Genomic DNA, 19,632 nt, shown 5'->3' on the forward strand with positions numbered 1-19,632 from the left:
CGGCTGATCGATTCCGCGTGCCTTGACGGGTCCGGCCGTGTCAGGGTGTGGAATTGACCCCGCGCACGTGCGCGGCCGGATCGACGCGGCAGGCGAACGCACTGGTGGGAGGCTTGATGTTCCGGGGCTTGGCGGCTGCCTTCACGGGCGGATCGGAGCGGGACCGTACGACGGCCGCCACGGCGTGGGCGTACATCCGCACCGAGACCGGCAGCGCCGCCGTACTGCTGGCCGCCACCCTCGCCGCGCTGGCGTGGGTGAACATCTCGCCCGGCGGCTACGACACGGTGTGGCAGACGCATCTGTCGGTGCGGCTCGGCAGCCACGGTGTGTCGCTCGACCTGCGGGACTGGGTGAACAGCGGTCTGATGACACTGTTCTTCCTGGTGGTCGGCCTGGAGGCGCGGCGCGAGTTCGACCTCGGCGAGCTGCGCGACCGGCGCCGGATCCCGCTGCCGATGATGGCCGGCGTCTTCGGCATGGTCGTGCCGGTGGCGATCTACCTCGCGGTGAACGCCGGCCGGTCCTCGATGCACGGCTGGGGCACCGCGATGTCCACCGACACCGCGTTCGCCCTCGGCATGCTGGCGCTGCTCGGCTCGCGGTTCCCGCAGCGGCTGCACACGTTCATCCTGACCGTGGCGGTGGTGGACGACTTCGTGGCGCTCGCGGTGATCGCGGTGGCCTACAGCGACCACATCTCCTGGACGCCGCTGCTGGTGGGAGTGGGCGTTCTGCTGCTGGTGCTGCTGGTGCGCGGCGCCGGGGTGCGCCGCGGGGTCGTCTACGGGGTGCTCGGGGTGGTCGCCTGGGTGGCGTTCCTGCACTCCGGGGTGGACCCGCTGGTGGTCGGCCTGGTGATGGGCCTGCTGTCGTACGCCTACCCCGCCTCCCGGGACGCGCTGGAGCGGGCCACCGGGCTGTTCCGCTCGTTCCGCGAGCAGCCGACGGCGGAGCTGGAGCGGGAGGCGCGGCTGGGCCTCGCCTCGGCGGTCTCCCCCAACGACCGGTTGCAGCGGATCTACCACCCGTGGAGCAGCTACGTCATCGTGCCGCTGTTCGCCCTGGCCAACGCGGGCATCGAGATCGACGGCCCGCTGCTGCGGGACGCCTTCACCTCGCCGATCACGCTGGGCATCCTGCTCGGCTACGGGCTCGGCAAGCCGATCGGCATCGTCGGGGTGACGGCGCTCTCCACCCGGCTCAGCAAGGGCCGGATGCGCCCGCCGGTGGGCTGGGCCTCGGTACTGGGCGGCGGCACCATCGCGGGCATCGGCTTCACGGTGTCCCTGCTGATCGCCACCCTCGCCTTCGACGGGCAGCAGCTGGAGGAGGCGAAGATCGGCGTGCTGAGCGCGGTGGTCTTCGCGATGCTGGCCACCACGGCGGTGGCGCTGGTGACGGCCCGGCTGCCGCTGGAGACCCGGGCCCGGCTGCTGCTGGGCACCGCGCAGTCCGTGGTCGACCTCGCCGACCCGGTGGACCCCGAGCGCGACCACGTGCGCGGGCCGCTGGACGCGCCGGTGACGGTGGTGGAGTACGGCGACTTCGAGTGCCCGTTCTGCGGGCAGGCCGAGGACGTGGTGCGCGAGCTGCTGGCCGACTTCGGCGACATCCGGTACGTGTGGCGGCACCTGCCGCTGACCGACGTGCACCCGCACGCCCAGCTCGCCGCGGAGGCCGCCGAGGCGGCGGCGCTCCAGGGCCGGTTCTGGGAGATGCGCGACCTGCTGATCTCCCGGCAGGAGTCGCTGAAGTTCAAGGACCTGCTCGCGCACGCCAAGGAGATAGGGCTCGACGTGCCCGCCTTCCACAGCGCGCTGAAGGACCGGGTGACCACGGACCGGGTGCGGCAGGACGTGGAGTCGGCGGACCTGAGCGGGGTGGCGGGCACCCCGACGTTCTTCATCAACGGCCGCCGCCATCACGGTGCCTACGACATCGAGAACCTGACGGCGGCGGTGCTCGGCGCCAAAGAGCGCGCGCTCCTCATCGACGGCGCCGGCTCGACGCGTTGAGTCTCCGGCTACCGCCCGGTGGCCCCGCCCGACAGGAACAGCCCCTTTCGGTCACGGGCGACCTTCGGGCCGTCATCGGCTGGTCGCGCCGTTCCCCGCGCCCCTACGGGGCCCGGGCGCAGGCCGGTCAGGGGTGGGTGCGGACGGCCTGGGGCGCGTCGGGCGCCTGATGGCCGCCGCTGGCGAGCATCCGCACCTCGCCGTCCGCGCTGATCTCGGCGCGGACGATGCCGGTCTCGTCCTCGTAGATGGGCGCGCCGGCGGCGCCCGATCTCTGCGTACGGCGCACGATCACCACGTCGTCTTCGACCGCGGGTGCCTGAAACCTCAGCTCGTACTTCTCCGGATAGTCCATGGCTGCCTCCCGACCGGGCCGCCTCGCGGCCCGAACGGCCCTCGGCCTGTCCTGCCGGTCACGGCCATCATCTCCCGCCTTCGCCTGCCCCGCCTGTCCTGGCGCATTCCACCGCGCCACGGCGGCGCGGGCCCCCGGCGGGCCCGCTCAGTCCAGCAGGCCGGCCTTGTACGCCGCGGCGACCGCCGCCGCCCGGTCGCGGACGCCGAGCTTGCCGTACAGGTGCAGCAGGTGGGTCTTCACGGTCGCCTCGCTGATGAACAGCCGGCGTGCCGCCTCCTTGTTGGTGGTGCCCGCCGCGACCAGCCGCAACACCTCAAGCTCCCGGTCGGTCAGCACGTCCGGCGGCGGGCTCGCCGGGCCGCGGACGTGGCCGAGGAGCTTCTGGGCGACGCTGGGCGCCAGCACCGCCTGGCCCAGGTGGGCGGCGCGCACCGCGCGCACCAGCTCGTCGCGCGGGGCGTCCTTGAGCAGATAGCCGGTGGCGCCCGCCTCGATCGCCGGCAGCACGTCGGCGTCGCTGTCGTACGTGGTCAGCACCAGCACCCTGATGTCCGGCGCGCGCTCGCGCAAGCGCCCGATCGCCTCGACCCCGCCCATCCGCGGCATCCGCAGGTCCATCAGGACCACGTCCACCGCCAGGGCCGGCGCCCGGTCGACCGCCTCGGCGCCGTCGGACGCCTCGCCGACGACCTCGAAGCCGGGGTCGCCGTCGAAGACGCCGCGCAGGCCGTCCCGGACGATGGGGTGGTCGTCGACGATGAGCAGGCGAATGGTCACACGGCATTCTCCACCCCGGGTCCGGCCGCCGGTGCGGGCACCACGGCCTGCCCCGGCCGGTGCGGCACGGCGGGGACGCTGGCGCAGATCGCGGTGCCGTCGCCCGGGGCGCTCTCGATCTCCAGCAGGCCGCCGACCTGGCGCAGCCGCTGCCGCATCGCGGTGAGCCCGTAGCTGGCGCCGGCCGGGGCACCGTCGCCGCACGCGGCCGGGTCGAAGCCGGCGCCGTCGTCCAGCACGTCGAGCACCACGACCTCGTGCGTGTAGGACAGGGTCAGCCCGGCCCGGGAGGCGGCGGCGTGCTTGGCGATGTTGGCCAGCCCCTCCTGGGCGGTGCGGAAGAGCACCACCTCCAGGGCCGGCGGCAGCGGCACCGGCGTGCCGGTCACCTCCACCCGTACGGCGACCCCGGAGGTCTGCGACCAGCTTTTGGCGAGGTCGTCGATGGCCTGCGGCAGGTGGGCGGCCTCGTCCAGCGGGCCGGGCCGCAGTGCCTGCACCGAGCGGCGGGCCTCGGCGAGGCTCTCCCTGGCCAGCCGCCTGGCCAGCTCCCGGTGCCTGGCCCGCCGCTCGGGGTCGGCGTCGAACCGCTCGGCGGCCTCCAGCTGGGTGACGATGCCGGTCAGCCCCTGGGCGATGGTGTCGTGAATCTCGCCGGCCATCCGCTGCCGCTCGTCCAGCACCCCGGCCTCCCGCGCCTGGGTGAGGAGCTGGGCGTGCAGTCCGGCGTTCTCCTCCATCGTCTCGCGCAGCCGCCGGTTGGCCTCGGCCAGGTCGTCGATGTCCCTGGCGCGCTGCCTGCTGCGGTTGTCCTCGGCGATGCCGCGGAAGGTGATCACCCCGGCGAGGACGGCGTTGACCAGGATCAGGCCCACGTAGACGGCGATCACGGCGCCGTGCACGTTCTTCAGCCCGCCGACCTGGCTGGTGGCCATCACCGTCGCGTTCAGCGCGATGGCCGGCGGCCGGAGCCATCGCGGCAGCACCGCGACATGCAGGTAGCCGGTGAAGCCGAAGAACCCGAACAGCGGGTTGAGCAGCACCAGGGCGGCGATCAGCACGATCAGCCCGGCCCAGAAGACCACGGCCCGGCGGCGCCGTTCGGGCGGCGGCGGATAGGCCACCTCCATGAAGCGCAGCCAGAGCGCGGCGACCGCGGACAGCCCGAACACCAGTGACAGGTAGACCACCGTGTACGGGCCGAAGGCCGCGGTCAGCGCCAGCGAGAAGCCGAGGCCGACGTAGGGCAGGTACTGCTGCAGCTCGCCCGACCGGCTCACGGGACCGTGGTCGTTCATCCCGCCATCATTCCCAACGGAAGACGCGCGCGGCCACCAGGCTGCCGAGAACGGTGTAGCCGGCGAGCACGGCCAGGTGCTGCCACAGCGCGCCCTGCCCGGCCCAGGCCGCCATCACCGCGCCGAACGGGACGTACTCGCCGATCTGCCGGAGCACGTGCGGCAGCTCGTCCACCGGCACGTACAGGCCGCTGAAGAAGAAGTTCACGATCATCAGCGGGACGCCGAGCGCGCTGGCGGCGCCGGAGGTGCGGGCGAGTGCGGCGACCACCAGGCCGAGGGCGAGCACCGCGGTCGTGCCGAGGACGAAGGACGCCACGACGGTGCCGGCGTTCGCGGGGGCGGTCACGTCGAAGGCGATGCCGCCGACGGCGACGATCAGCGCGACGCCGACCGCGGTCATCGCCGCGATGACCGCGAGCAGCGCGGCGAGCATCCCGGCGGCGGGCACCGGGCTGACCGCCAGCCGGCGCAGCACGTTCTTCTCCCGGTAGGTGGCCATGGCGATCGGCAGCGCGGTGAAGGCGAGGGAGAGCGGCACGAGGGCGGCGATCGTCGGCACGTAGACGTCGATCACCCGCCGGCCGTCCAGGGCGTCGGACGGCTTGGTGAACGCCGGGATGTTGCCGAACAGGATCAGCAGCAGCAGCGGGAGCAGCAGCCAGGCCAGCGAGGCGGGCTCGCGGAGCAGCAGCCTGGCCTGGCTGGTGGTGAGCCGGGCGAAGCCGCGGCGGGTCATCCGGACGGACGGGAGGGCGAGTGCGGACATGGGGTGGGCTCCTTGCGGGAGGGGTGGTGACGGGGCGGGGAGGGGCCGCGGTTCGGCCGCGGGCCGCGGCGGGCATCGGCGCCGGGCGCGGTGGGCGGCGCCGGGCGCGGGGCGCCGTCGGCGTTGGTTCGGCCGCCGGGCGGTGCGGGTCTTCGCGGCCGGGGGTCAGCTCACCGCGTCGGGGGTGGCGTGGCCGGTCAGGGCGATGAAGGCGTCGTCGAGGCTGGCCTGCTCCACGCGCAGGTCGGCGGCGATGATGTGGCGGCGGGCGAGCAGCGAGGTGACGGCGCCGACCAGGTCGCCGGTGCCGCTGATCTCGATCTGCGGGCCGTGCCAGGACAGCCCCGTCACCTCGGGCAGCGCCCGCAGCACGTCCTCGTCGAGCGGCGCGGACGGCCGGAACCGCATCCGCTGCGACTCGCCCGCCTGCCGGGCCAGCCCCGCCGGGGTGTCGACGGCGACCACCCGGCCGGAGTCGATCAGCGCGACCCGGTCGCAGAGCCGCTCCGCCTCCTCCATGAAGTGCGTGACCAGCAGCACGGTGACGCCGTCGTCCCGGATCCGCTCCACCAGATCCCAGGCAGCGCGGCGGGCGTGCGGGTCGAGGCCGGTGGTCAGCTCGTCCAGGATCACCACCCGGGGGCCGCCGATCATGGCGAGCGCGATGGCGAGGCGCTGCTGCTGGCCGCCCGACAGCTTCTTGTACCGGCACCTCGCCTTGTCGGTCAGGCCGAGCCGGTCCAGCAGTTCCGCCGGGTCGGCCGGCCGCCGGTAGAAGGACGCGAACAGGTCGAGCGCCTCCCGGACCTCCATCTTCTCCGGCAGGCCGCTCTCCTGGAGCTGCACCCCGAGCACCTGGCGCAGCTCGTCGCGGTCCCGGCCCGGGTCGAGCCCGAGCACCGAGACCCGGCCGCCGTCGGCGGGCCGCAGCCCGGACAGGCACTCCACGGTGGTGGTCTTGCCCGCGCCGTTCGGCCCGAGGATGCCGAAGATCTCGCCCTCCTCGACGCTGAACGACACATCGTGCACCGCGACGGTGTCGCCGTAGCGCTTGTGGAGCCGATCGACCTCGATGACCGCCATGTCCCCGACCTTTCCCGCTGACCGCTGCCTGCCGGCAGTTGATCGCTGATCTCGGGCTCGGCGCCGGTGCGCCGTGTCCCCCGTGCTCCCCGAGCGTCCCGCGCGGGGTGCTGTCCGCGGATCGACCACCGGGGTGCGGTCGGCGCCGGTGCGGTGGATCCGCGGCATCAACCGATCGGTTGATGCGGCCCGACTCGGCGGGGTTCGGGAGTCAGTTCGCGTCGCGCAGCCAGGCCGCCGCGGCCTCGGGGCCGGCGGCCAGCGGGACGCCGGACGGTGGCTCCGGGCGGCGGACGACGATCACCGGGAGGGCGGCCTCGCGGGCCGCGGTGAGCTTGGCGGCGGTGGCGGCGCCACCGCTGTCCCGGGTGACGAGCACGTCGATCCGGTGCTCGCGCAGCAGTTCGCGCTCCTCGTCCAGGCCGAACGGGCCGCGAGCCAGCAGCACCCGGCAGTTCGCGGGCGGTGCGGACTCCGGCGGTTCGACCGAGCGGGCCAGCAGGAAGATCCCGGGCCTGGCGGTGAACGGCGCGAGGTGCCTGCGGCCGGTGGTGAGCAGTACCCGGCGGCCGAGGGCGGGCAGCAGGGCGGCGGCGTCCTGGACGGTCGCCACCTGGTGCCAGCGGTCGCCGGGAACCGGCTGCCAGCCGGGCCTGCGCAGTACGAGCAGCGGCAGGTCGAGACCGGCCGCGGCCTCGGCGGCGTTCGCGCTGACGGTGGCGGCGAAGGGGTGGGTGGCGTCGATCAGCGCGTCGAACCGCTCCGCGCGCAGCAGCCGGGCCAGCCCCGCCGCTCCGCCGAGGCCGCCGGTGATGACCCTCCCGGCGGGCTGCCGGGGTCCGGTGGTGGCGCCGGCCAGCGAGGTGGTGACGTCGAGCCCGGGGTCGGCGGCCAGCAGGTCCGCCAACCGGCGGGCCTCACCGGTGCCGCCGAGGATCAGCACCCGCCGTAGGGCAGGCAGCGCCATCAGTCGGCGGCCTTGCGGCGCAGCAGGCAGGTGTCCATGATCCAGCCCTTGCGCTGCCGCGCCGCCGCCCGCAGCTCCTTGATCCGGTCGGCGTTCTCGGCCAGCGGCCCGGCCACCAGGATCTCGTCGGGGGTGCCGAGATAGGCGCCCCAGTAGACGTCCAGCGGCTGGTCGGTGAACCGGTCGAAGCTCTGCCGCGCGTCGAGCATCACCACGACGTCGTCCACGCCCTCGGGCAGTCCTCCCTCGGCGAGCCGCCGCCCGGTGGTGATCTGCACGGCGCCGCCGACCTGGTTCAGGCCGATCCGGTGTCTGGCGGCGAGCGACGAGACGCTGCTGATGCCGGGCACCACCGTCCAGTCGAACGCGACGGCGCCGCGCGCGTGCACGTCCTCCAGGATGCCCAACGTGCTGTCGTAGAGCGCCGGATCGCCCCAGACCAGGAACGCGCCGCACTCGCCGTCCGCCAACTCCTCGGCGATCAGCCGCTGGTAGATGTCGGCACGGCGGCGGCGCCACTCCCCCACGGCCGGCGGGTAGCCCGCGGTGGCCGCCGTACGGTCGCGCTCCGGGTCGCGGGCGACCACCACCCGGTGCGGGCCGGTGGCGTGCCGCGCCAGGATCTGCTCGCGCAGCGCCGTCAGGTCCGCCTTGGCGTCGCCCTTGTCGAGCAGGAAGAAGACCTGCGTGCCGGCCATCGCGCGGACCGCCTGGAGGGTCAGCTGCTCGGGGTCGCCGGCCCCGATGCCGATGACGTGGATCTGTCTCACGGGCTCTTCTCTCTCCCAGAATCTCAAAGCCTTCTGTGCCTTGCGGGCTGTCTCAGTGCGCTCGCAGGGCGCAGTCCCCGCACAGCGCGCCCCGGCCGCCGGGCGCGGCACGGTAGATCAGGCAGCAGCTGCGCCGCCGGAAGCCGCCGTCCGGCGCGGTGCCGTACTGCGCGCTCAGCGGCGGCCTGGCCAGCAGCGACGCGGTGAACTCGGCGGTGCGCGGGGCGAGTCGGGGGCGTGTGGCGGCGATCATGGTGGCCGCGCCGTTGACCGCAGAGGCGCTGTTGCCCAGCAGGATGTGCGGTGAGACGCCGAACTGCTCGAAGCGGCGGGCGAGTTCGGCCAGCGGGCCGTCAACGAGCCGTCCCAGGAGCAGTCCTGGCTCGTCGTTCTGCTGGGCTCGCGGCGCGCCGAGGGCGTCGGCCGGCAGCGACAGCGGCACCGGGCCGCCGAGTACGGGTTGCCACCGCAGGTCGCCCACGTCACAGGCCAGCGGCCGGCGGTGGAGCACGGCGGCGGCCAGCGCCGGCGACACCAGCCGGGCGGCCAGGCCCAGATGGGCCACCGACGCGGCGACGCGCAGTTCGACGGACCCGGTCGGCTGCCCGCCGGCCGCGGCGAGCCATTCGCGGACCGCCGTCACCCGCTCCCCCAACTGCCGTTCGCCCATGGGCTGCCACGGCAGCGGCGGCGGTTCGCCCACCGGGTGGGTACGGACGGCGAAGAACGGCCCGAGCGCGGCGATCTCCTCGATCACCGCGCCCGGGCCGACGACGTCCGCGGCGCCCGACGCCCCACCGACGGTCGCGCCACCGCCGGTCGCGCCACCGCCGGACGGGCCGCCGTCGCTGCCGATGTCGCCGGCAGCCGTCATGCGGGTACGGGCTCCGGCTGCCGGCCGGTCGCGCCGGCGCCGGTGTCCGGCTGGAGCAGCCGCTGCGCCAGCGGCGCGAAGACCAGCCCGATCGCCGACCACAGCAGCACCTGGGCGGCCACCGAGTACAGCCGGAAGGAGAACAGCACGTCGGCCGGGAAGCCCGGGTAGACGATCGTGCCCTTGCCGTCGGTCAGCGGCAGCGGTGTCTCGGTGGCGTGGTTGCCGAAGTGCTCCTTGTTGTAGCCGAGATGGCCGAGTGACGGCAGCAGCAGCATGACGACGCCGACCGCCACCACGAACGCCCCTGCCGCCAGCAGCACGGCGTTCCAGTTGCCGAACCTGTCCTGGAGCCGTTTGCCGAGCCAGACCGCGCCGGCCAGCAGCGCCACCGAGCACACCACCATGACCAGGTAGAGGCCGCTGCGGGCCCTGATGGTGTCCTCGTGGCCGATCGCGGGCGGATTGGCCGGATACTTCAGGAACGGCACCAGGTACATGCCGAGGAATCCGCCACCGGCGACCAGCAGGGCCAGGTTGCGCGGCCGGACGGCGCCGACCCGGCCGAGGCAGACGGCGTAGGCCACCGCGAACAGCGCGCCCATCGCCATCCCGAAGACGATCATTCCGACGCCGATGCCGACGTCGGCCTGGATCGTCCGGCTGAACAGGTCGGGTCCCGCGGCCTCGGGGGCGAGGCCGGCCGCCTTGTCCAGGGCGGACTGGGCGGCGTCACGGCCGCTCTCGTAGTCGATCGCCTTGCTGATCTGCGGTTCCGCGAAGATCCGGGCGAAGAGGAACGCGAGCAGCCCGGCGACCGCGCCGGCCAGGACGCCGCGCAGTATGAGTTTCTTTTCCATGTCGAGTTGTCCGAACGTCGGGTGCCGGCGGCGTCAGTGGCAGGGGAAGCCGAGGAAGTGGCGCGCGTCGTGGACGAACTCGTGGATGTGCATGTCCTTGCCGAACACCGAGACGGCGCCCTGGTCCACGCCGACGAAGTAGTAGGCGGCGAGCGCGACGAGCGCGGTGCCGACCAGCCACAACACGGCCTTGGACACCGGCAGTACGACGGGGGTGGACGTCGGACGGGGAGCGGAAACGCTGCTCAAGGTGAGCCCTCCTTCGGGGATCGTGCGTCCCTGGTTGCATGGGCGTCGTGATGAGCGGCTGTCTGACTTCCCGTCCGCCTCGCGGCGGCGGGATCACAGTGGCGCGACCGTGCTGGATTCCCACCAGCTTCGCCGTCCCATCACTACGTGAGGAGCGTAGGGCGGTGACCGCACACCGTCAATCGTGACGAAGTTCGCATCGGCGCTGGTTCAAGCCATCGCCGGGCTGCCGGGCGGGCGGGGCGGACCGGCGCGCTCCGGCGTACCACCACCGGCTGCGGCAGGAGGTTTCGGGGCCCCTTATTGCGAGTAGATTGCAACAAGTAATCTGCTGCATCGAGTGTGCCCCTCACGCCCGCCACCACGGAGGACGAATCGTATGACCACCAGCACCGAGGCCCTGGCCGAGGGCGCCACCGGGTCCCGCTGGCGCCGGATAGCCGGCTCGATGTCCCGTGCCGAGTGGACCCGGCTGGGCGGCATGGCCGCCTTCATCGTGGCGCTGCACGTGATCGGCTGGTTCACGCTGGTGGCGATCGTCGCGCCGAACCACTACAGCCTGGGTACGAAGTCCTTCGGCATCGGGATCGGGGTGACCGCGTACACGCTGGGCATGCGGCACGCCTTCGACGCCGACCACATCGCGGCCATCGACAACACCACCCGCAAGCTGATGCACGAGGGCAAGCGCCCGCTGTCGGTCGGATTCTGGTTCTCGCTCGGCCACTCCAGCATCGTCTTCGCGCTGGCGTTCCTGCTGTCGCTCGGCGTGAAGTCGCTGGCGAACCCGGTAGAGAACGACGACTCGGCGCTGCACAGCGTCACCGGCTGGATCGGCACCACCGTCTCGGGCACGTTCCTGTACGTCATCGCCTTCGTCAACCTGCTGATCCTGGCCGGGATCTGGAAGGTGTTCCGGCAGATGCGGCACGGCCAGTTCGACGAGGCCGCGCTGGAGGAGCAGCTGAACAACCGGGGCTTCATGAACCGGCTGCTCGGCCGGCTGATGAAGTCGGTGACCAAGCCGTGGCAGATGTACCCGATCGGCCTGCTCTTCGGCCTCGGCTTCGACACCGCCACCGAGATCGCGCTGCTGGTGCTGGCCGGCTCCGGCGCGGCCTCCGGGCTGCCCTGGTACGCGATCCTGTGCCTGCCGGTGCTGTTCGCGGCCGGTATGTGCCTGCTGGACACCATCGACGGCTCGTTCATGAACTTCGCCTACGAGTGGGCGTTCTCCAAGCCGGTCCGCAAGGTCTACTACAACCTGACGATCACCGGCCTGTCGGTGGCCGTCGCCCTGATCATCGGCACCGTCGAACTCCTGGGCCTGGTCGGCGAGAAGGCCGACCTGCACGGCGCCTTCTGGGACTGGGTCGGCGGCCTCGACCTGAACATCGTCGGCTACGTCATCGTCGGCCTGTTCTTCGTCACCTGGGCCGTCGCCTTCGCGGTGTGGAAGTTCGGCAACATCGAGGAGAAGTGGACGGCCGGCCTGCGGACAGGCGAGCAGCCGGGCGAGTGACCCGCCCGGCGCCCCGTGGGAGCGTACGGGCTACCGGCCGGTGTCCTGGTACCGGCTGTCGCAGACGGGCACGCTGCTGATGATCACCCACGCCCTGAACAGGATGACAGGGTTGCTCTGGATGCCGGTGGTCTCGCTGCGGTAGCCGCTGCCCTTGGAGTTCTTCAGCGTCTGGATGCTTCCGACTTTGCGACAGTACTGGACGGCCGCGTTGCCGTCCGGGTCATGGTCTTTCCCTTCTCGTCCGCCCGTCGGGCCTGTGAGTGGCCCGTGGAGGATGCCGCCGGGCCGGGCGGGGCGGCGGGGTCGGCGTCGGGGGCGGTCAGTCGGCCGGCACGGATCATGCGGCCGAACAGGCGGCGGGGATCGGCGCTGATCAGGTCCCAGTCGTCGACGACCAGGCAGGCGGCGGCCAGGACGGTCTCGGGGAGGAGGTCGTCCAGGGATACATGGGCGACCACCGCGTCCGGGGACAACCAGTCCGGGGCGAGATAGCCGTCGTCAGCGGTGGCGGTGGTCGCGGTCACCACGGCGTCGGCGCCTTCGACGGCCGCGCGCGGGTCGGCGACCGCCGTCACCGGGATCCCGTAGTCGGCGAATCCGGCCGCGAACTCCTCGGCGGTCCGCGGGCGCACGTCATGGACCCGGACGGACACGAGTTCGGGCTCGCTGCGCAACAGCAGCTCCAGGTGGGCCTGCGCCTGACGGCCCGCGCCGACCAGGCCCAGCGTGCGGACCGGCCGGGGCGCCAGGGTCCTGATCGCCAGCGCGGAGACCGCGGCGGTGCGGGTGGCACTGATCAGAGCGGCGTCCATCAGGCACACCGGATGCGCCGGCGCCGCCGGGTCGTTCCATGGACCGGTTCCCGCAGCGCACGGCCGCAGTGGACTCCCGGTGCGGGTCGCCGCCCGCCTCCCGTCCGCTCAACGGCGCGCCTGGCCAACAAACCGCCCACGGGGTGGAATGTGGGCGAACTGACAGTGCGATAGCGAGCCGAGAGCGGGCGGACAGCCGGGGGTGCGACCTTGGCATGCACCGTCCGACGATCGGCCGGGACATGAACAGGAGCACAGCTGTGCCGACCACCGGAGACCGACCGGACAAGTGGCTCGTCGTCCACCGCCCGCCGGGCGAGCCGCGAACCAGCCTGGTGTGCGTGCCGCCGGCCGGCGCCGGCGCGAGCAGCTTCACCGGCTGGCGACCACTGCTGCCGGCGGACACCGAGCTGGTGTGCGTGGAACTGCCGGGCCGGGAGAGCCGGTTCGACGAGCCGCCGCAGACCGACTGCCGCGAGGTCGCCGCGCGGATCGCGGATCGGCTCACGGCGCGGGTCGCCCCGGCGGGCGGCCCGCAGCTGGTGCTGTTAGGCCACAGCCTCGGCGCGCTGATCGCCTACGAGGTGGCCCGGCGGCTGACCGGTCCGGCGCGGCCGGCGCTGCTCATCGCCGCCGCCTGCCGCGCCCCGCACCGGGTGGGGATGATGGGCGGGCTGATCGGCCTGGGCGACCGGGAACTGGTGGCCGGGCTCCAGCGCTTCGGCTGCGATCCGACCGGCGCGCTGGGCGACCCCGACGTCGCCGCGCTGTTCCTGCCGCCGCTGCGCGCGGACCTGGAGATGGCCGCGGCGTACACGGCCGCCCCGCAGGACCCGCTGGACGTACCGTTGCTGGCGCTCTCCGCGCGCCAGGATCTGACCTGTACCGAGGACGACGTGCTGGCCTGGCGCGAGCACACCGCCGCCGCATTCGCGCACGACGGTTTCGACGGTGGCCACTTCTTCCTGCGCGAGCGCCGCGCCGAGGTGGTCTCGGCGGTGTTCGCCGCCCTGGAACTGGCCGCCCCGGGCGCAGGGAGCCGCTGATGCGCGAGCTCCTTCGACACCGCGACGCACGCGTCTACCTGATCGCGCAGACCCTGTCGATCATCGGCGACAGCGCGATCTGGCTGGCGATGGGCATCTACGCGAAGATGCTCACCGGCAGCAACAGCGACGCCGGGCTGACCTTCCTCGCCTTCATCCTGGGCTCGGCGATGGCGCCGTTCAGCGGCATGCTGGCCGACCGGGTGCGGCGCCGGACCCTGCTGGTGTGGGTGAACGTGGCCGCGTCCGCCGAGGTGTGCCTGCTGCTGGCCGCGGGGCCGGGGCGGGTGTGGGTCATCTATCCGGTGATGTTCGGGTACGGCGCGCTGGGCAGCGTCATCCTGTCCGCGCAGACCGCGCTGCTGCCCAGGCTGGTGCCCGAGGAGCTGCTCGGCCCGGCCAACACCGTGCTGCAGGTCGCCGAGCAGGGGTTCCGGATCTTCACGCCGCTGCTCGGCGCCGGGCTGCTGGCGTGGGTGGGGCCGAAGCCGGTGATCCTGATCGACGCCGGCACCTTCCTGGTCGCTGCCGCGGCCACGGCGGCGGTCCGGCACCGCGAGTCGAAACCGGAGCGCTCCGAGCAGAGCTGGTCGCACGAGTTCACCGCCGGGATGCGCTACCTCGGCGGCGACCGGCTGCTGCGCCGGCTGCTGGTCGCCGGGGTCATGTCGCTGCTGGTCTTCGGGATGATCCAGTCGGTGCAGTACGCGGTGGTGGACGACGGGCTGCACCGCTCGCCGGCGTTCCTCGGCGTGCTGGAGTCGGCGATGGGGTTCGGCGCGATCGCCGGGGCCGTCGCCTCGGAGCCGATGCTCGGCCGGTTCGGGGAACGCAAGCTGGTGGTCGCCGGGCTGCTGGCGATGGCCGCGGCGTTCGCGCCGCTGCTGATGACCGGTGTGCTGGTCCTGGTCGTCCTGGCGATGCTGCTGTTCGGCGCCGGGCTGCTGGCGGTCAACGTCGGGGCCATCACCCTGATCCAACGGCGAACCCCGCCCGAGCTGCTGGGGAGGGTGGACGCCGCGGTGTCGCTGGCCGTGCTGATCCCGCAGAGCATCTCCATCGCCGTCGGCGCCGCGCTGGTCGCCGTCGTCGACTACCGGATCCTGCTGCTCGCGATGGCCGCCGGGACTGTACTGGCGGCCGCGCACCTGATGCGCGGGTCTGCCGGCGAGGAGGCTGCCGCCGGTTCCGCCGCGGTGCCCGCCGCCCGGCCGGCCGACGGGGCCGCCCCGACCGGTCCGATCGATCCGAAAGAACCGTCTGCCCGCGGCACCGCGTCCGACGCCGCAACCGCGACCCACCCACCCGACGCGGCCGGCTGACCGGGCCGCTCGGCCGGGACCCGGCTCACCGACTGGAGAAATCCGCCATGATCCCGTTGTCGTCCGCCCAGCAGCGCCTGTGGTTCGTGAACCAGCTGGAGGGCCCGAGCCCGACCTACAACATCGACCTCGTCCTCGAAATGTCCGGCGCCCTGGACGCCGAGGCGCTGCGCCTGGCGCTGCAGGACGTCGCCAACCGACACGAGTCGCTGCGCACCGTCGTCGCGGACGTCGACGGCACGCCGTACCAGCGGGTGCTCCAGGGCCTGGACGCCGAGGTGTCGCTGACGGTCGCGGCGGTGGACGGCCCGGCGGAGCTGGCCGCAGCGGTGGACGCCGCGCGCAACCGCAGTTTCGACCTGGCCGGCGAGCTGCTGTTCCGGGCCTGGCTGTTCGCCATCGCGCCGGACGAACATGTGCTGGTGCTGCTGATGCACCACATCGTCGGCGACGGCTGGTCGGCCACCCTGCTGGCCCGCGAGCTGTCCATCGCCTACGCGGCGCGGCACGAGGGACACGGCCCGGACTGGGAGCCGTTGCCGGTCCAGTACGGCGACTACACGCTGTGGCAGCGGGACCTGCTCGGCGACGAGGACGACCCACAGAGCCTGGGGGCCCGTCAGCTCGGCTACTGGCGCGAGGCACTGGCCGACCTGCCGGAGGAACTGCGGCTGCCGACCGACCGGCCGCGCCCGCCGGTGGCCAGCTACAACGGCGGCGCGGTGCGCTCCGAGCTGTCCGCGCAGACCGTGGAAGCGCTCGGCACCCTGGCCCGCGGCAGCGGCACCACCCCGTTCATGGTGTGCCAGGCGGCACTCGCGGCGCTGTTGACTCGGCGGCGTCGATCAGGTCGCCGAGCACGGCGCCGTGCCGGCCCGCGCACAGGTCCGCCCGGAAGCACAGGTCGAGCACGGCGATCCGGGCTTCGTCCAGCGCGTCCGCCCAGGCCCTGAGCACCGGACGGTCGCGCACCCCGGCCAGCGCGGGCCCGTGCCACATCCCGAGCGCCCCGTGCAGGTGGTCGGCGGCTTCCCCGACCCGGCCGCAATCGGCGAGAGCACGCGCGGCGGCGACGTCCCGGTGGAACGCGGCGCTGTCCAGGCAGCCGTCGCCGAGGTCGAACAGGTAGCCCGCGGCCTCGGCCCGGATCGCGGCGCCGCCTCCGGCCTCCCGGATCACCGACCGCAGCCGGGAGACCCCGATCTGCACCTGGCTGCGTACGGTCGCGGGCCGGACTCGCCACACCGCCTCGATCATCCGCGAGACCGGAACCACCTGCCCGGCCTCGTGCAGCAGCACCGCGAGGATCCGCTGCTGCCGTGAGCCGCCGATCGGCACCGCCCCCGCGCCGCCGCGGGCCGAGACCGGCCCCAGCACCTGGAAGTCCATTCCGCCCCCTCCGCACGACCGGCACCAAACTATGGCCGCGGGCGCTATCGGCGGGCGGGTCCGGCACCGTCGTCGGCATCGCGCGGGAGGTCTTCCGGGCGTCGGCCTGCGAGGACGGGGTGCTTGGCCGGCCGGCGCTCGACCGACCGGCTTTGCACCGGTCGGCCGGCCTCAGTCGTGGACGGCCGACGCCTTCGCGCAGGACGCGGCTCCGGCGCAGTGCTGGAGTGCGGTCAACGTGGCGTGCAGCGCGTCTCGTCGGGCCGCGGGGATCGTGGCGGCCCCGTTGTGCAGCTCGTTCGGATCGGTCGCGGTGTCGTAGTACTCGCGCTCACCGTCCGCGTACTCCACCCACAGCGCGTCGGCGGTGCGGATCGCCTCGTACGTCGGCGGGTTGCCGCTGTTGTCGGGGGCCGCGTCCGGGTCGTCCTTCTTGGATTCGGGGTGGTGGTGCTCGACCAGGACGGCCTGCCGCCAGTCGGCGGGCTGCTGCCCGTGCAGCAGCGGGGCGAGGCTGCGTCCGTCGGCGGTCGAGGGGGCGCCGACGCCGGCGAGGTCCTGGAAGGTCGGGCTCAGATCGACGTTCTCCGCGAGCTGCGAGACGCTGCGGCCTGCCGGCACCTTCGGTCCGGCCACCACCAGCGGCACCCTGATGTCGGTGTCGTACGCCGTCTGCTTGCCGGGCCGCAGCCGGTGCTCGCCCATGTGGAAGCCGTTGTCGGAGCTGAAGACGAAATAGGTGTTGCCGGCCAGCCCCTTGGCCGCCAGCTTCGCCCGCACGCCCGCGATCATGTCGTCCACCGCCTGCACGGAACGCACCCGCTTGGCGAACTTCTGGTCGATCGACTGCTGGTCCTTCGTCGTGAGCGGCGTCAGGCCGCTCTGCCACTTCGGCGTCGGCGACGACGTCACGTCGTACGCCGGGGTGCGCGGTGCCTTCAGGCCGGGGAAGGAGTGCGCGTCGCGAGGCGCGGGCGTGGACGGGGCGTGCGGGGCGAAGGTGGCCAGCTCCAGCATGAACGGCTTGTGGTCGGTGGCGGCCTTGTCGATGAAGGAGTCGGCCTTCCCCGCGACGACGTCGGTGAGGTAGTCCTTCGGGTCGTGCCCGTAGTGGACGACCTTGCCGTTCTCGTTGAGGTTGTAGTTGAACTCCGGGTAGCCGTTGCCGGCGGCGTCCCACTCGTCCCAGCCGGGCGGTACGTACGGCTTGCCGGTGTTGCTGTCGGCGGTCGGCTGGTAGCCGTTGAGGTACTTGCCCATGAAGCCGGTGCGGTAGCCGGCCTTCTGCAGGGCCGGGGCGTAGCACTTCTTCTCGTCGCCGTTGCGGTTGAAGGCCGCGTAGCCGCCGTCGTCGCCGTTGTTGGTGAACACCCCCGTGTTGTGCGGGTAGTCACCCGTCAGGATGGACGAACGCGACGGGCAGCACAGGGAGTCGGTCACGAAGTAGTCCGAGAACGTCGTCCCCTCCTTCTGCAACTGCTGGACGTGCGGCATGTACGGGACGAGGTTCGAGGCCAGGTCGTCGGTGAGCACGAAGACGATGTTGGGGCGGGCGGCGGAGCCGGACGCGGCGGCGGTGCCGCTCGGGCCGGCGCTCGCCGAGGCCGACGCGCTGTCGTGCGCGGAGCCGCCCCCGCCGCCGGTGCAGGCGGCCAGCGCGAGCGCCGCGAGCCCCGCTCCGAGCGCTGCGGTCACGCGGTGCTGTCGAAAGCCGGCCATGGCAACGGATCCCTCTCGTCCGGTTCAGTTCACGCCGCGCCGGCCGGTCCGAACTGCCCCGGTTCCGCCGCGGACCCGGGCACCGTAGGAACACTCCTTGTGAGAACTCTGTGATCGACTGGCCCCGCCCCGCTGGAGCGACTCGGGACTTCTTGTAATGGGCAACTGTTGTCCACCCCGTCTTTGCGGACCGAGCGAGATCCTTCCTGCGGCCTCACCCGCATCACTCGTGCAACGCCGCAACGCAAAGGACCGCGCATGCCCGCCAACTCGCAGGGCCTGACCCGCCGCAGACTCCTCGGATCGGCCGCCACCGCCGGCGGCCTCGCCGCAGCCGCCACGATTCTGCCGCCGCACCTGGCGAAGGCCGCCGCCGCCGAACCGCGGCACGGCGGCCACCTCTCGGACATCGAGCACGTGGTGATCCTCATGCAGGAGAACCGCAGCTTCGACCACTACTTCGGCACGCTCTCCGGCGTCCGCGGCTTCGACGACCCCCGGGCGCCGCGGCTGCCGAACGGCCGTCCGGTGTTCTACCAGCCCGACGCCGCCAACCCCGACGGCTACCTGCTGCCGTACCGCCTCAACACCAGGCTCACCGCCGCGCAGGCGATACCCTCCACCAGCCACGCTTGGGGCGCCCAGCACGCCGCGTGGAACGCCGGCAAGATGGACTCCTGGATGCCGGCCCACCGCGCCGCCGACGGCGACAAGAAGGCGCCCTACGTCATGGGCTATCTGACGAGGGACGACATCCCGTTCCACTACGCGCTCGCCGACGCCTTCACCATCTGCGACGCGTACCACTGCTCGGTCCTCGGCCCCACCCATCCCAACCGGTACATGCACATGACCGGGACGATCGATCCGGACGGCCTGGCCGGCGGTCCGGCGCTCGACAACGGCGCCGCGGACAACGTCTACTCGTGGACCACTTACCCCGAGCGCCTCGAAGCCGCCGGAGTGAGCTGGAAGTTCTACCACGAGCCCGACGACGGCCCCGGCGGGCCGCCGACCGGGCTTCCGCCGCTGAGCAAGATGACCCAGTACCAGGCCGCGGCCGAGGGCTCGCCGCTCTACGACAAGGCCCTGGCGTCCTCCCCCGTCGGACAGTTCGAGTACGACGCGCTGAACGACACGCTGCCGACGGTGAGTTGGCTGTTCCCGCCGCAGCTCTACGACGAGCACCCGGCCCGGATGCCGGCCGCCGCGGCGACCTGGCTGGCCGGCAAGATCGAGGCGCTCGCCACCAACCCCGAGGTGTGGGCCAAGACCGTCTTCATCCTCAACTACGACGAGAACGACGGCCTCTTCGACCACGTCGCCCCGACCGTTCCCCCCGCGGGCACCGCGGCCGAGTTCGTCACCAGGACGTCGTCGACCGGCGTGGCCGGCGGTGGCCTCCCGGTCGGCCTCGGCTACCGGGTGCCCGCCCTCATCATCTCGCCGTGGACGGTCGGCGGCTGGGTCGCGTCGGAGACCTTCGACCACACCTCCGTACTGCAGTTCCTGGAGAAGATCACCGGTGTGAGCGAACCCAACATCAGCCAGTGGCGCCGCCGCACCTGCGGCGACCTCACCTCGACACTGCGGATGAGCCAGCCGCGCCGCAGCATGCCCGACCTGCCCGGCACGGCTGCCGCCTACAGCCTGGCCCAGTACGAGGTGGCGCACCTGCCCCTGCCGACGGTGCCGGCGCATCAGGAGATCCCGCACCAGGAGCACGGCCACCGGCCCCGGATCTGACGGCGGCCCGGCACCCGGGCCGGCCCCCGTGCGGGAGCCGGCCCGGGTGT

Annotated in this window: 18 protein-coding genes, 1 pseudogene and 1 riboswitch; of the genes and pseudogenes, 6 read left to right on the forward strand and 13 right to left on the reverse strand. The window is 72.9% G+C overall.

The genetic code is table 11. The features are described 5' to 3' along the window. The first annotated feature begins 116 nt into the window (after nt 1–116). Nucleotides 117–2,018: a Na+/H+ antiporter NhaA gene (gene nhaA, locus ACQPW6_RS01465; protein WP_433887656.1), complete on the forward strand. Its 1,902-nt coding sequence runs from the start codon at nt 117–119 to the stop codon at nt 2,016–2,018. A 127-nt stretch (nt 2,019–2,145) separates the two neighbouring features. On the opposite strand, the gene ACQPW6_RS01470 is transcribed toward nhaA, so the two are convergent. The 10 genes from ACQPW6_RS01470 to ACQPW6_RS01515 all read right to left on the reverse strand — a co-directional run bounded on the left by ACQPW6_RS01470 (nt 2,146) and on the right by ACQPW6_RS01515 (nt 10,023). Then, a complete protein-coding gene (locus ACQPW6_RS01470) occupies nt 2,146–2,373 on the reverse strand; it encodes a DUF6296 family protein (RefSeq protein ID WP_433887657.1) in 228 nt (75 codons plus the stop codon). A 147-nt stretch (nt 2,374–2,520) separates the two neighbouring features. Beyond that, nucleotides 2,521–3,153, reverse strand: coding sequence for a response regulator (locus ACQPW6_RS01475; protein WP_433887658.1), 633 nt, complete (start codon nt 3,151–3,153; stop codon nt 2,521–2,523). After that, on the reverse strand, nt 3,150–4,451 hold the full coding sequence (locus ACQPW6_RS01480) for a sensor histidine kinase (RefSeq protein ID WP_433887659.1): 1,302 nt from the start codon (nt 4,449–4,451) through the stop codon (nt 3,150–3,152). Before ACQPW6_RS01480 ends, ACQPW6_RS01475 begins: the two co-directional genes overlap by 4 nt. 7 nt (nt 4,452–4,458) lie before the next feature. Then, entirely contained in the window at nt 4,459–5,220 is a 762-nt protein-coding gene (locus ACQPW6_RS01485) for an ABC transporter permease (protein WP_433887660.1), read from the reverse strand. Between the two features lie 165 nt (nt 5,221–5,385). Further along, on the reverse strand, nt 5,386–6,303 hold the full coding sequence (locus tag ACQPW6_RS01490) for an ABC transporter ATP-binding protein (RefSeq protein ID WP_433887661.1): 918 nt from the start codon (nt 6,301–6,303) through the stop codon (nt 5,386–5,388). 211 nt (nt 6,304–6,514) lie between these two features. Beyond that, entirely contained in the window at nt 6,515–7,270 is a 756-nt protein-coding gene (locus ACQPW6_RS01495) for a cobalt-precorrin-6A reductase (RefSeq protein WP_433887662.1), read from the reverse strand. After that, a complete protein-coding gene (gene cobF, locus ACQPW6_RS01500) occupies nt 7,270–8,040 on the reverse strand; it encodes a precorrin-6A synthase (deacetylating) (RefSeq protein WP_433887663.1) in 771 nt (256 codons plus the stop codon). Before cobF ends, ACQPW6_RS01495 begins: the two co-directional genes overlap by 1 nt. A gap of 52 nt (nt 8,041–8,092) precedes the next feature. After that, nucleotides 8,093–8,914 (reverse strand): (2Fe-2S)-binding protein, encoded by an 822-nt coding sequence (locus ACQPW6_RS01505; protein WP_433887664.1) that lies wholly within the window; start codon nt 8,912–8,914, stop codon nt 8,093–8,095. Further along, on the reverse strand, nt 8,911–9,774 hold the full coding sequence (locus ACQPW6_RS01510; protein WP_433887665.1) for a CbtA family protein: 864 nt from the start codon (nt 9,772–9,774) through the stop codon (nt 8,911–8,913). Before ACQPW6_RS01510 ends, ACQPW6_RS01505 begins: the two co-directional genes overlap by 4 nt. Before the next feature lie 33 nt (nt 9,775–9,807). Beyond that, on the reverse strand, nt 9,808–10,023 hold the full coding sequence (locus ACQPW6_RS01515) for a CbtB domain-containing protein (protein ID WP_433887666.1): 216 nt from the start codon (nt 10,021–10,023) through the stop codon (nt 9,808–9,810). Between the two features lie 37 nt (nt 10,024–10,060). Then, a riboswitch (cobalamin riboswitch) is annotated at nt 10,061–10,211 on the reverse strand. Between the two features lie 260 nt (nt 10,212–10,471). On the opposite strand from ACQPW6_RS01515, the gene ACQPW6_RS01520 reads away from it, so the two are divergent. Beyond that, the gene (locus ACQPW6_RS01520; protein ID WP_433894388.1) at nt 10,472–11,545 is read left to right on the forward strand and encodes a HoxN/HupN/NixA family nickel/cobalt transporter; all 1,074 of its coding nucleotides are present in this window, start codon (nt 10,472–10,474) and stop codon (nt 11,543–11,545) included. 164 nt (nt 11,546–11,709) lie between these two features. Here the strand turns inward: ACQPW6_RS01520 and ACQPW6_RS01525 are convergent, their stop codons facing one another. Continuing rightward, complete coding sequence (locus ACQPW6_RS01525) at nt 11,710–12,369, reverse strand: hypothetical protein (RefSeq protein ID WP_433887667.1); 660 nt, start codon at nt 12,367–12,369, stop codon at nt 11,710–11,712. A gap of 251 nt (nt 12,370–12,620) precedes the next feature. Between ACQPW6_RS01525 and ACQPW6_RS01530 the strand changes: the two genes are divergently transcribed. From ACQPW6_RS01530 to ACQPW6_RS01540, 3 genes and pseudogenes are all read left to right on the forward strand, one after another. After that, nucleotides 12,621–13,406, forward strand: coding sequence for a thioesterase II family protein (locus ACQPW6_RS01530; RefSeq protein ID WP_433887668.1), 786 nt, complete (start codon nt 12,621–12,623; stop codon nt 13,404–13,406). Beyond that, entirely contained in the window at nt 13,406–14,728 is a 1,323-nt protein-coding gene (locus tag ACQPW6_RS01535; RefSeq protein ID WP_433887669.1) for an MFS transporter, read from the forward strand. Before ACQPW6_RS01530 ends, ACQPW6_RS01535 begins: the two co-directional genes overlap by 1 nt. A gap of 47 nt (nt 14,729–14,775) precedes the next feature. After that, nucleotides 14,776–15,504: pseudogene (locus ACQPW6_RS01540) on the forward strand (condensation domain-containing protein); the annotation flags it as partial. A 19-nt stretch (nt 15,505–15,523) separates the two neighbouring features. Here ACQPW6_RS01540 and ACQPW6_RS01545 read toward each other — a convergent pair. Beyond that, entirely contained in the window at nt 15,524–16,117 is a 594-nt protein-coding gene (locus ACQPW6_RS01545) for an AfsR/SARP family transcriptional regulator (protein WP_433887670.1), read from the reverse strand. Between the two features lie 171 nt (nt 16,118–16,288). Next, on the reverse strand, nt 16,289–17,812 hold the full coding sequence (locus ACQPW6_RS01550) for a sulfatase family protein (RefSeq protein WP_433887671.1): 1,524 nt from the start codon (nt 17,810–17,812) through the stop codon (nt 16,289–16,291). Between the two features lie 282 nt (nt 17,813–18,094). Here ACQPW6_RS01550 and ACQPW6_RS01555 point away from each other — a divergent pair, with 282 nt between their 5' ends. Continuing rightward, nucleotides 18,095–19,582: an alkaline phosphatase family protein gene (locus ACQPW6_RS01555; RefSeq protein WP_433887672.1), complete on the forward strand. Its 1,488-nt coding sequence runs from the start codon at nt 18,095–18,097 to the stop codon at nt 19,580–19,582. Nucleotides 19,583–19,632 lie beyond the last annotated feature (50 nt).

Source organism: Streptomyces sp. CA-111067, from assembly GCF_050956065.1.
GTDB lineage: Bacteria > Actinomycetota > Actinomycetes > Streptomycetales > Streptomycetaceae > Actinacidiphila.